The following is a 12284-nucleotide window of genomic DNA, read 5'->3' on the forward strand; positions in this document are numbered from 1 at the left end:
GCTTCAGAGGGTAGCTAATTGAACGATATGGCAAAGAATTTGATCCTGTGGTTGATCATCGCGGCTGTCCTGGTGACGGTGATGAACAACTTCTCCAGCCCTAACGAGCCGCAGAACCTCAACTATTCCGAGTTCATCCAGCAGGTCAAGGATGGCAAGGTCGAGAAGGTTTCCGTCGATGGCTACGTCATTACGGGCAAGCGCAGTGATGGCGACACCTTCAAGACCATCCGCCCGAACATTCCGGACAACGGTCTGATCGGTGATCTGGTCAGCAACAACGTCGTGATCGAAGGCAAGCAGCCTGAGCAGCAGAGCATCTGGACTCAGTTACTGGTGGCCAGCTTCCCTATCCTGGTGATCATTGCGGTGTTCATGTTCTTCATGCGCCAGATGCAGGGCGGGGCGGGCGGCAAGGGCGGCCCGATGAGCTTTGGCAAAAGCAAGGCGCGTCTGTTGTCCGAAGATCAGGTCAAGACCACCCTGGCCGATGTTGCCGGTTGTGACGAAGCCAAGGAAGAAGTCGGCGAGCTTGTCGAGTTCCTCCGTGATCCGGGCAAGTTCCAGCGTCTCGGCGGCCGTATCCCGCGTGGCGTTCTGATGGTCGGTCCTCCGGGTACTGGTAAGACGCTGATCGCCAAGGCCATTGCCGGCGAGGCGAAAGTGCCGTTCTTCACCATTTCCGGTTCTGATTTCGTCGAGATGTTCGTGGGCGTCGGTGCAAGCCGTGTCCGTGACATGTTCGAACAGGCCAAAAAACATGCTCCTTGCATCATCTTCATCGACGAAATCGATGCGGTCGGTCGCCATCGTGGCGCTGGCATGGGTGGTGGTCACGACGAGCGTGAGCAAACTCTCAACCAGTTGCTGGTCGAGATGGACGGTTTTGAAATGAATGACGGCATCATCGTCATTGCCGCCACCAACCGTCCTGACGTGCTCGACCCGGCGTTGCTGCGTCCGGGCCGCTTCGACCGTCAGGTGGTTGTAGGTCTGCCGGACATTCGTGGCCGCGAGCAGATCCTCAAGGTTCACATGCGCAAGGTTCCGATGGGCGAAGACGTCAATGCAGGTGTTATCGCTCGCGGTACACCGGGCTTCTCCGGTGCCGATCTGGCTAACCTGGTCAACGAAGCGTCGCTGTTCGCTGCTCGCTCCGGCAAGCGCGTCGTAGAGATGAAAGAGTTCGAACTGGCCAAGGACAAGATCATGATGGGCGCCGAGCGCAAATCGATGGTCATGTCCGAAAAGGAAAAGCGCAACACGGCCTACCACGAAGCGGGTCACGCTATCGTAGGGCGCCTGGTGCCTGAGCATGATCCGGTCTACAAGGTCTCGATCATTCCTCGCGGTCGCGCCCTTGGTGTAACCATGTTTCTTCCTGAAGAAGACCGTTACAGCCTGTCCAAGCGCGCACTGATCAGCCAGATCTGCTCGCTTTACGGTGGTCGTATTGCGGAGGAAATGACCTTGGGCTTCGATGGCGTCACGACCGGTGCATCCAATGACATCATGCGTGCCAGTCAGATTGCCCGGAACATGGTCACCAAATGGGGCTTGTCTGAAAAGCTCGGCCCGCTGATGTATTCGGAAGACGAAGATGCAGGTTACCTGGGGCGCGGCAGCAGCCAGAATTCCAGCGTTTCCGGCGATACTGCCAAGCTCATCGACTCCGAAGTGCGCAGCATCATCGATCACTGCTACGGCACTGCGAAGCAATTGCTGACGGACAATCGTGACAAGCTTGAAGCGATGGCCGATGCGCTGATGAAGTATGAAACCATTGATGCCGATCAGATCGACGATATCATGACCGGTCGCGTGCCTCGTGAACCGCGTGACTGGGGCGGTGGTTCGGGTACCAACGGTACTCCGATCACACCTGACCCTCGTCCGGAAACTCCGATTGGCGGCCCTGCTGCCGAGCACTAAGGTCTGACATGACATCTGCGCTGTACCCAACCCGGTTGCCTTGCGGCAACCGGGTTCTTGATTTGGCCCATACACACGTGATGGGTATCCTCAACGCAACCCCGGACTCCTTTTCCGATGGCGGCCGCTACAGCCAGCTTGATGCTGCCTTGCGTCATGCCGAAGCAATGGTGCAGGCCGGTGCCACACTGATCGACGTCGGCGGCGAGTCGACGCGCCCGGGTGCGCGTCCGGTGTCTGCGTCAGAAGAGGTCGAGCGTGTGGCGCCGGTGGTTGAGGTCATCGCGCGCGAGCTGGATGTGATCATCTCTGTGGATACGTCGACACCTGAGGTCATGCTGGCGACAGCTGGCCTGGGTGCCGGGCTTATCAACGATGTTCGCTCGCTTCAGCGGCCAGGCGCGCTTGAGGCGGCTGCAAGCACTGGTTTGCCGGTGTGTCTCATGCACATGCTGGGCGAACCCGGAACCATGCAGAATGACCCGTACTACGATGACCTCGTGGGTGAGGTCTGTGCCTTCCTCGCTGAGCGTATAAAGCAGTGTGCTGCAGCGGGAATCGATCAGCAAAAGATCATTCTTGATCCGGGCTTTGGTTTTGCCAAGACACTGGAGCACAATCTGAGCCTGTTCAAGCACATGGAAGCGCTGCATGCGCTCGGTCAACCTTTGCTGGTGGGCGTTTCGCGCAAGAGTATGATCGGTGCTGTGCTGGGACGACCTGTCGATCAGCGTCTGTCCGGTGGGCTGGCCCTGGCTGCTTTGGCTATGACCAAGGGGGCCCGAATTCTACGTGTGCACGATGTCGCCGAAACGGCTGACGTGGTGCGCATGATCGCAGCTGTCCAAGCAGCTGAATAACAACAGTGGGGCATCCATGACTACCAGAAAATATTTCGGAACCGACGGCATTCGCGGTCGTGTAGGGCAATTTCCGATTACGCCCGAGTTCATGCTGAAACTAGGTTGGGCTGCAGGCATGGCATTTCGCAAGATGGGCGCCTGCCGGATTCTCGTCGGCAAGGACACGCGCATCTCTGGCTACATGTTCGAATCCGCCCTTGAGGCCGGGCTCTCTGCGGCCGGTGCTGACGTGCTCCTGCTGGGGCCTATGCCGACACCTGCGATTGCCTACCTGACGCGTACGTTTCATGCCGAAGCAGGCATCGTCATCAGTGCTTCGCATAATCCTCACTATGACAACGGCATCAAGTTCTTCTCCGGTCAGGGCACCAAACTGCCTGACGAGATCGAAATGATGATCGAAGAGCTGCTCGATGCGCCGATGACCGTGGCGGAGTCCGAGAATCTTGGCAAGGTTTCGCGAATCAACGATGCCGCAGGGCGTTATATCGAATTCTGCAAAAGCAGCGTGCCGACCAGCACCGATTTCGCCGGCCTCAAGGTGGTTATCGACTGCGCGCATGGTGCGACCTACAAGGTAGCGCCCAACGTCTTTCGTGAGCTCGGAGCGCAGGTTGTCGTACTTTCTGCGCAGCCTGACGGGCTCAATATCAACAAGAATTGCGGTTCCACTCACATGGAGGCCTTGCAGGCGGCAGTGGTCGCAGAGCATGCCGACATGGGCATTGGCTTCGACGGTGACGGCGATCGCGTGTTGATGGTTGACCATACCGGGACCATCGTCGATGGCGACGAGCTGCTTTACATCATTGCCCGTGATCTGCATGAACGTGGACGCTTGCAGGGTGGTGTCGTCGGCACGTTGATGAGTAATCTCGGGCTTGAACTGGCTCTGGCCGAACAGAACATCCCGTTTGTTCGCGCCAACGTCGGTGACCGTTATGTGATCGCCGAGTTGCTTGAGCGCAACTGGCAGATCGGCGGTGAAAACTCTGGCCACATCGTGTGCTTCCAGCACGCCACCACCGGTGATGCGATCATTGCTTCGTTGCAGGTGATACTGGCCCTGCGTCGTAGCGGCATCAGCCTCGCCGAAGCGCGCTTGAAGCTGCGCAAATGCCCGCAGATCCTGATCAATGTGCGCTTTGCAGGTTCAGGTGTAGATCCCGTTTCGCACCCTTCGGTCCAGCAAGCTTGTGCGCGTGTTACCGAGCAGATGGCCGGACGGGGCAGGGTACTGCTGCGCAAGTCGGGCACAGAGCCTTTGGTGCGCGTGATGGTCGAAGGTGAGGATGAAACCCAGGTCAGATCGTACGCCGAAGAGCTCGCAAAACTGGTTGCTGAAGTTTGCGCCTGATTTCGGCTTGCCAGTGTCGGAAGTGTTGGGTAACATCTGCGCCCACTTTGACCCACGAGGTGTAGCATGCGTCGCCCAATGGTAGCTGGTAACTGGAAAATGCACGGTACCCGCGCCAGCGTCGCTGAGCTGATCGAGGGTTTGGGCAAGCAGGTGTTGCCAGGCAGCGTCGATATCGTCGTAATGCCTGCAAGTCTGTTTACCAATCAGGTGATCGAAGGGCTTCAGGCAACGTCGATCATTGTCGGTGCGCAGGATGCAGCCATTCAGGCTGAGCAGGGCGCGCTGACCGGTGAGATCGCGTCGAGTCAGCTGGCTGATGCAGGTTGCAAACTGGTACTTGTCGGGCACTCCGAACGTCGTCAGCTGATTGGCGAGCAGGATGATGTGCTTAACAAGAAGTTTGCGGCGATCCAGGCAAGCGGGCTGACACCTGTGCTTTGCATAGGCGAAACGCTTGAAGAGCGCAAGGCAGGGCAGACGCTTGAAGTTGTCGGGCGTCAGCTAGACAGTGTCATCGCCGAGTTTGGCGTCAGCGCACTGATCAATGCCGTAATTGCCTACGAGCCGGTCTGGGCCATTGGCACCGGATTGACTGCTTCGCCTCAAGAGGCGCAGGAAGTGCACGCAGCAATCCGTGCGCAGCTGGCAAAAGAGAATGCCGAAGTCGCACAAGGCGTGCGACTTCTCTATGGCGGCAGCGTGAAGGCGGCCAATGCGGTCGAGCTCTTCAGCATGCCGGATATCGATGGGGGGCTCATTGGTGGAGCTTCCCTGAATGCAGATGAGTTCGGTGCGATCTGTCGCGCCGCGGGAAACTGAAAAAATGCTGGAAACAGTCGTAATCGTTTTTCACCTGTTGGGCGCTCTGGGCGTTGTTGCTCTGGTATTGCTGCAACAGGGTAAAGGTGCTGACGCCGGTGCGTCGTTCGGAGCAGGTGCATCAAATACTGTCTTCGGAGGTCAAGGAACCTCTACCTTTCTCAGTAAGTTTACTGCTATACTTGCAGCATGTTTTTTCATAACCAGCTTGGGGTTAGGTTACTTTGCTAAAGAGAAAGCTCAACAGCTGACTCAGGTAGGTTTGCCAGATCCTGCAGTACTGGAAGTGAAGCAAAAGCCGGCAGCAGATGATGTACCGGTTCTCGAAGGGCAAAAGCCAGCCGTTGTTCCAGCTGACGTACCTCAAGCCCCAGAGAAGAAGTAAAAAAGAATTCGGCGATGTTTCGTGAGGTCGCCAAAGAGTTGTAATGCCGAGGTGGTGGAATTGGTAGACACGCAACCTTGAGGTGGTTGTGCCCAATGGGTGTAGGGGTTCGAGTCCCCTTCTCGGTACCAATTAACAAGGAAGCCCGCATTAGCGGGCTTTCTTGTAGGTGGATGTTGGATTGACCCAGCAATGGATCGGTCGTATACTTCCGCCCCAGCTTTGTCGCGGGGTGGAGCAGTTTGGTAGCTCGTCGGGCTCATAACCCGAAGGTCGTTGGTTCAAATCCAGCCCCCGCAACCAGTTTTAGCGGAGCCCCTTTTAAGGGGCTTTTTGTTAGCTGGACAGTACATGACGTCGATGTTCAGCGGCGTTTTCAGGGATGGGCTTTTGCCCATTTTTTTATTTCTAAAGCATGCACGAGGGGGTTCAGGTGTCGAGCAAGCTAGAACAGTTGCAGGACTTGTTGGCCCCGGTGGTCGTGGCCCTTGGCTATCAATGCTGGGGGATCGATTTCAGTTCCCAGGGCAAGCATTCGGTGCTGCGCATTTATATTGACAAGGAAGGTGGTGTGCTGGTCGACGACTGCGCAATCGTAAGTCGCCAGATCAGCGGTGTACTGGACGTAGAAGATCCGATCAGCACTGAATACACCCTTGAAGTATCGTCTCCTGGCATGGAGCGCCCGCTGTTCACTATTGAGCAGTTTGCTTCGTACGCCGGGGAACAAGTGAAAATAAAGCTGCGTTCACCTTTCGAAGGTCGACGCAACTTTCAAGGCCTTCTCCGCGGGGTGGAGGAGCAGGATGTCGTGGTGCAGGTTGAAGACCATGAATTCCTGTTGCCGATCGACATGATCGACAAGGCCAACATTATTCCCACGTTTGACTGAGACGTGCCGGTTACTGCGGATCCCGCGGATCCAATGGCTTGCGAAAGGCGAGGCGTACGATGAGCAAAGAAGTACTGCTGGTTGTTGAGTCGGTGTCCAATGAAAAGGGCGTTCCGGCAAGTGTAATTTTTGAAGCGCTGGAGCTGGCTCTTGCCACCGCTACCAAGAAACGTTTTGAAGATGAAGTAGAACTGCGTGTAGAGATCAATCGCCAGACAGGCAACTACGAGACTTTCCGTCGCTGGACAGTTGTCGAAGACGAAGATCTGGACGATCCTGCGTACGAATTGGCCGTAGACCAGGCTCAAGTCAAGAAGCCAGGTGCCGTTGCGGGCGACCTGATCGAAGAGAAAATCGATTCCATCGAATTCGGTCGTATCGCCGCACAGACCGCCAAGCAAGTCATTGTGCAGAAAGTTCGTGAAGCCGAGCGTGCTCAGGTAGTCGATGCCTACCGTGAGCGTCTGGGTGAAATCATTTCTGGTACTGTTAAAAAGGTTACACGTGACAATGTCATCGTTGACCTGGGTAACAATGCCGAAGCCTTGCTGGCTCGTGAAGACATCATTTCCCGGGAAACTTTCCGGGTCGGTGTTCGCGTCCGTGCTTTGCTGAAGGAAATTCGTACCGAAAACCGTGGTCCTCAGCTGATCCTGTCGCGTACTGCGCCAGAAATGCTGATCGAGCTTTTCCGCATTGAAGTGCCGGAAATTGCCGAAGGTCTCATCGAGGTGATGGCTGCCTCCCGTGACCCGGGTTCTCGTGCGAAAATCGCTGTTCGCTCCAAGGATAAACGAATCGATCCGCAAGGTGCCTGTATCGGCATGCGCGGTTCGCGAGTTCAGGCTGTTTCCGGCGAGCTGGGTGGCGAGCGTGTGGATATCGTTCTTTGGGACGATAACCCGGCGCAGTTCGTGATCAATGCAATGTCTCCTGCAGAAGTAGCGGCAATCATCGTAGATGAAGACGCGCATGCAATGGACATCGCAGTGGGAGCGGACAACCTGGCCCAGGCTATTGGTCGTGGCGGTCAGAACGTGCGTCTGGCAAGTCAGCTGACTGGCTGGACCCTGAACGTAATGACCGAATCGGACATCCAGGCCAAGCAGCAAGCTGAAACCGGTGACATCCTGCGCAATTTCATCGAAGAACTCGAAGTCGATGAAGAATTGGCACAGGTGCTGGTTGATGAAGGCTTCACCAGCCTGGAAGAGATTGCCTACGTACCGTTGGAAGAAATGCTCAACATCGACGGCTTTGACGAAGAAATCGTCAACGAGCTTCGCGCTCGTGCCAAGGATCGTTTGTTGACTAAAGCCATCGCTACAGAGGAAAAGCTGGCAGACGCCCATCCGGCCGAAGACCTGCTCTCGCTTGAGGGTATGGACAAGGATTTGGCGATGGAACTGGCGGTGCGCGGCGTAATTACCCGCGAAGACCTGGCCGAGCAGTCTATAGATGACCTGCTCGACATCGACGGCATTGACGATGATCGTGCCGGCAAGTTGATCATGGCCGCCCGAGCCCACTGGTTCGAGTAATTGGGCGCGGCCTGAGGAGAGAAGTGCATGACGCAAGTCACGGTGAAAGAACTGGCCAAAGTGGTCGACACACCGGTAGAGCGCCTGTTACAGCAGATGCGTGAGGCAGGTCTGCCGCACACCGCCGCCGAGCAAGTTGTGACCGATAACGAAAAACAAGCCTTGTTGACGCACCTGAAAAGCGGTCACAAGGCCAAGGTGGAAGAGCCTCGCAAGATTACCTTGCAGCGCAAGACCACCAGCACCCTGCGCGTTGCTGGCAGCAAGAGCATCAGCGTTGAAGTGCGCAAGAAGAAAGTCTTTGTGCAGCGTAGCCCGGAAGAGATCGAAGCCGAGCGCAAGCGCGAGATGGACGAACGCCGTGCGGTAGAAAATGCCGCTCGTCAAAAGGCTGAAGAAGAAGCCAAGCGTCGCGCTGAAGAAGATGCGCGCAATCAGCCTGCCGCCGGCCAGCCTGCTTCGGCACCCGCGCAACCTGTTGCTGCAGCTGAGCCTGTGCGTGAAGCGCCAGCACCAGCAGCGGCTGCTCCGGCACCTGCCAGCGCAGCGCCGTCTGCTGACGCTCGCAAGCGTGACGAACAGCGTCGCCCTGACAAGCCTCGTGCTGACGACCGCAATGCCCGCGGCGGCGACGGGGAGCGTAAAAACGCTCCGCATCGCGCTTCGGTCAAGGAGAAGGCTCCGGCCCCTCGCGTTGCTCCTCGTACTACCGACGAAGAAAGCGACAGCTTCCGTCGTGGTGGTCGCGGCAAGTCCAAGCTGAAGAAGCGCAATGCACATGGTTTCCAGAGCCCTACCGGCCCTGTGATCCGTGACGTTGCCATCGGCGAGACCATCACTGTCGGCGAATTGTCGGCACAGATGTCGGTCAAGGCTGCTGAAGTCATCAAGTTCATGTTCAAGATGGGCACTCCGGTGACCATCAACCAGGTACTGGATCAGGAAACTGCCCAGTTGATCGCCGAAGAGCTGGGCCACAAGGTCACGCTGGTCAGCGACAACGCCCTGGAAGATTCCCTGGCCGAATCGCTGAAGTTCGAAGGTGAGTCGTTCTCCCGTGCACCGGTTGTGACCGTAATGGGCCACGTTGACCACGGTAAGACCTCGCTGCTCGACTACATCCGTCGTGCCAAGGTTGCAGCTGGCGAAGCTGGCGGCATCACCCAGCACATCGGTGCCTACCACGTTGAAACCGAACGCGGCATGGTCACGTTCCTCGACACCCCTGGTCACGCCGCGTTTACCGCCATGCGTGCTCGTGGTGCCAAGGCAACGGATATCGTGATTCTGGTGGTTGCAGCTGACGACGGCGTTATGCCGCAGACCATCGAAGCTGTTCAGCATGCTGTTGCGGCTGGCGTTCCGCTGGTTGTTGCGGTGAACAAGATCGACAAGCCTGGTGCTGACCTCGATCGTATCCGCAGCGAGCTGTCGGTCCATGGCGTGACGTCCGAAGAGTGGGGCGGTGATACGCCTTTCGTTTCGGTATCCGCGAAAATGGGTACTGGCGTCGACGAGCTGCTGGAAGCTGTTCTGCTGCAAGCCGAAGTTCTGGAACTCAAGGCAACTCCTTCGGCTCCGGGTCGTGGTGTTGTTGTCGAGTCCCGTCTGGACAAGGGCCGTGGTCCGGTCGCTACTGTTCTGGTTCAGGACGGTACGCTGCGTCAGGGCGACATGGTTCTGGTCGGTTCGAACTTCGGCCGCATCCGCGCCATGCTTGACGAGAACGGCAAGCCGGTCAAAGAAGCAGGTCCTTCGATCCCGGTCGAAATCCTGGGTCTTGACGGTACTCCGGATGCTGGCGACGAGATGTCGGTGCTGGCTGACGAGAAGAAAGCCCGCGAAGTCGCTCTGTTCCGCCAAGGCAAGTTCCGCGAGGTCAAACTGGCTCGCGCTCATGCCGGCAAGCTGGAGAACATCTTCGAGAACATGGGTCAGGAAGAGAAGAAGACGCTTAACATCGTCCTCAAATCCGACGTCCGCGGTTCTCTGGAAGCATTGCAGGGCGCCCTGGGCGGCCTGGGTAACGACGAAGTGCAAGTGCGCGTAGTCGGTGGCGGTGTCGGTGGTATCACCGAGAGCGACGCCAACCTGGCACTGGCCTCCAACGCTGTACTGTTTGGCTTCAACGTGCGTGCCGATGCTGGCGCGCGCAAGATTGTCGAGCAGGAAGGTCTGGATATGCGTTACTACAACGTGATCTACGACATCATCGAAGACGTCAAGAAAGCCCTCACCGGTATGCTTGGCAGCGACGTTCGGGAGAATATCCTGGGTATCGCCGAAGTCCGCGATGTGTTCCGTTCGCCGAAATTCGGCGCGATCGCAGGCTGTATGGTTCTGGAAGGCACTGTCTACCGTAACCGTCCGATTCGTGTTCTGCGCGAAGACATCGTTATCTTTGAAGGCGAGCTGGAATCCCTGCGCCGTTTCAAGGACGACGCTGCCGAAGTACGTGCAGGCATGGAATGCGGTATCGGCGTCAAGAGCTACAACGACGTCAAGGTCGGTGACAAGATCGAAGTCTTCGAGAAGGTCCAAGTGGCTCGCAGCCTCTAAATCGCGAGCTTCAGGAGTCATGGTGGGAGCTTCGCATGCAAATGCCCTGCTTCCCCCATGGGCTCTAAACGCAACGCCCGGTCTGGCAATTGTCAGGCCGGGCGTTTGCCGCTTTCAGACTGTCAGGGTTTGGTCCCGGATCAGTAACAGGTAACAAGCATGGCAAAAGAATACAGCCGTACCCAGCGTATTGGCGATCAGATGCAGCGCGAACTGGCGCAACTGATCCGTCGCGAAATCAAGGACCCACGCGTGGGTCTGGTCACTATCACCGCCGTAGACGTCAGCCGTGACGTGGGTCATGCGAAGATTTTCATGACCGTCATGGGCCAGGACAGCGCGGAAGAGATCGCACAGACCATCAAGGTGCTCAACTCTGCCGCAGGCTTCCTGCGCATGCAGCTGGCACGCGAAATGAAGCTGCGCAGCGTGCCTCAACTGCATTTCCACTACGACGAAAGCGTCGTGCGTGGTGCGCATCTCTCGGCATTGATCGAGCGTGCGGTAGCGCAAGACGGTCAGCATCAGGAAGGCTCGGCATCGCCAGATGCAAAGCCTGAAAGTACCGAGGAATAAAGGGTGGCTCAGGTCAAGCGTATACGCCGCAATGTCAGCGGGATCATCCTGCTCGACAAGCCACTGGGTTTCACTTCCAACGCCGCTTTGCAAAAGGTTCGCTGGCTGCTCAATGCCGAGAAAGCCGGGCATACGGGCAGTCTTGATCCTCTGGCAACGGGTGTTTTGCCGTTGTGCTTTGGCGAAGCGACCAAGTTTTCCCAGTACCTGCTCGATTCGGATAAGTCCTACGAGACTCTGGCGCAGTTGGGCAAGACCACCACGACCGCCGACTCTGAGGGCGAGGTTTTGCTCACGCGTCCGGTGACCGTTGGTCGCGACGATATTGAAGCGGTGTTGCCGCATTTTCGTGGGCAAATCAGCCAGATACCTCCCATGTACTCGGCCCTCAAGCGTGATGGCCAGCCACTTTACAAGCTGGCACGTGCAGGGGAAGTAGTGGAGCGCGAGCCCCGTTCTGTTACTATTGCGCGCCTGGAATTACTTGCTTGCGAAGGCGACACAGCACGTCTGTCCGTCGATTGCAGCAAAGGCACCTATATCCGTACGCTGGTCGAGGATATTGGTGAAAAGCTCGGTTGTGGTGCTTACGTCGCAGAGCTGCGCCGTACTCAGGCGGGGCCTTTCACGCTGGCTCAGACGGTTACGCTGGAAGAGCTGGAGCAAGTGCATGCCGACGGCGGCAATGAGGCGGTTGACCGCTTCCTGATGCCATCGGATAGCGGTCTGCTGGACTGGCCGCTGCTGAAGTTTTCGGAGCACAGTTCGTTTTACTGGTTGCACGGGCAGCCAGTGCGCGCGCCGGACGCACCGAAATTCGGTATGGTTCGTGTGCAGGATCACGAAGGTCGCTTCATCGGTATCGGTGAAGTCGGCGAAGACGGGCGTATTGCGCCGCGTCGATTGATTCGGTCAGAGTGACCGGAACCAGTCCGTCCGCAGGCTAGCCTGCGAGCGGGGTGGAACGAGGATGGCTGTCAACAGGCACGGTCATACCTCCTTTTTTAATACGAGGATCTGTCCTCGGCCTGTTGGAAACGTTTCTCCGGAAGCGCTTCCTTGAACAAAAGGATTGCCCACATGGCACTCAGCGTTGAAGAAAAAGCTCAGATCGTAACCGACTACCAGCAAGCTGTTGGTGATACTGGTTCGCCAGAAGTGCAAGTTGCACTGCTGACCGCCAACATCAACAAACTGCAAGGCCACTTCAAGGCCAACGGTAAGGACCACCACTCGCGTCGTGGTCTGATCCGTATGGTAAACCAGCGTCGCAAGCTGCTGGATTACCTGAAAGGTAAGGACGTTAGCCGTTACAGCGCCCTGATCGGTCGTCTGGGTCTGCGTCGCTAATAACGAC

The 12284-nt window shown here is 57.2% G+C and carries 11 protein-coding genes and 2 tRNA genes; all 13 read left to right on the top strand.

Translation table 11 applies throughout. From position 1 onward, the window contains the following. The first annotated feature begins 27 nt into the window (after positions 1 to 27). Positions 28 to 1932: an ATP-dependent zinc metalloprotease FtsH gene (gene ftsH / locus RYB66_RS12190; protein ID WP_004667397.1), complete on the top strand. Its 1905-nt coding sequence runs from the start codon at positions 28 to 30 to the stop codon at positions 1930 to 1932. Positions 1933 to 1940: 8 nt separating this feature from the next. Beyond that, the gene (gene folP, locus RYB66_RS12195) at positions 1941 to 2792 is read left to right on the top strand and encodes a dihydropteroate synthase (protein WP_316894502.1); all 852 of its coding nucleotides are present in this window, start codon (positions 1941 to 1943) and stop codon (positions 2790 to 2792) included. Between the two features lie 16 nt (positions 2793 to 2808). Then, positions 2809 to 4152, top strand: coding sequence for a phosphoglucosamine mutase (glmM, locus tag RYB66_RS12200; RefSeq protein ID WP_005744973.1), 1344 nt, complete (start codon positions 2809 to 2811; stop codon positions 4150 to 4152). 66 nt (positions 4153 to 4218) lie between these two features. After that, entirely contained in the window at positions 4219 to 4974 is a 756-nt protein-coding gene (gene tpiA, locus RYB66_RS12205; protein ID WP_316894504.1) for a triose-phosphate isomerase, read from the top strand. A 4-nt stretch (positions 4975 to 4978) separates the two neighbouring features. Beyond that, complete coding sequence (gene secG, locus RYB66_RS12210) at positions 4979 to 5359, top strand: preprotein translocase subunit SecG (protein WP_004656657.1); 381 nt, start codon at positions 4979 to 4981, stop codon at positions 5357 to 5359. A gap of 45 nt (positions 5360 to 5404) precedes the next feature. After that, a tRNA-Leu gene (locus tag RYB66_RS12215) sits at positions 5405 to 5490 on the top strand. Between the two features lie 95 nt (positions 5491 to 5585). Next, positions 5586 to 5662: transfer RNA gene (locus tag RYB66_RS12220), tRNA-Met, on the top strand. A 130-nt stretch (positions 5663 to 5792) separates the two neighbouring features. After that, the gene (gene rimP / locus RYB66_RS12225) at positions 5793 to 6251 is read left to right on the top strand and encodes a ribosome maturation factor RimP (protein WP_002555126.1); all 459 of its coding nucleotides are present in this window, start codon (positions 5793 to 5795) and stop codon (positions 6249 to 6251) included. A gap of 59 nt (positions 6252 to 6310) precedes the next feature. Beyond that, positions 6311 to 7792 carry a transcription termination factor NusA gene (gene nusA, locus RYB66_RS12230; protein ID WP_002555125.1) on the top strand — a complete coding sequence of 494 codons (1482 nt, stop codon included), beginning with the start codon at positions 6311 to 6313 and terminating at the stop codon, positions 7790 to 7792. 27 nt (positions 7793 to 7819) lie between these two features. Further along, positions 7820 to 10351, top strand: a complete 2532-nt coding sequence (infB, locus tag RYB66_RS12235; RefSeq protein WP_005733039.1) for a translation initiation factor IF-2 — start codon at positions 7820 to 7822, stop codon at positions 10349 to 10351. A gap of 159 nt (positions 10352 to 10510) precedes the next feature. Further along, complete coding sequence (gene rbfA, locus RYB66_RS12240; protein ID WP_002555123.1) at positions 10511 to 10927, top strand: 30S ribosome-binding factor RbfA; 417 nt, start codon at positions 10511 to 10513, stop codon at positions 10925 to 10927. Between the two features lie 3 nt (positions 10928 to 10930). After that, positions 10931 to 11848 (top strand): tRNA pseudouridine(55) synthase TruB, encoded by a 918-nt coding sequence (truB, locus tag RYB66_RS12245; protein WP_004656648.1) that lies wholly within the window; start codon positions 10931 to 10933, stop codon positions 11846 to 11848. Between the two features lie 159 nt (positions 11849 to 12007). Beyond that, positions 12008 to 12277 carry a 30S ribosomal protein S15 gene (gene rpsO, locus RYB66_RS12250; protein ID WP_002555121.1) on the top strand — a complete coding sequence of 90 codons (270 nt, stop codon included), beginning with the start codon at positions 12008 to 12010 and terminating at the stop codon, positions 12275 to 12277. Positions 12278 to 12284 lie beyond the last annotated feature (7 nt).

Source organism: Pseudomonas syringae group sp. 243L2 (assembly GCF_032587875.1).
GTDB classification, from domain to species: domain Bacteria; phylum Pseudomonadota; class Gammaproteobacteria; order Pseudomonadales; family Pseudomonadaceae; genus Aquipseudomonas; species Aquipseudomonas amygdali.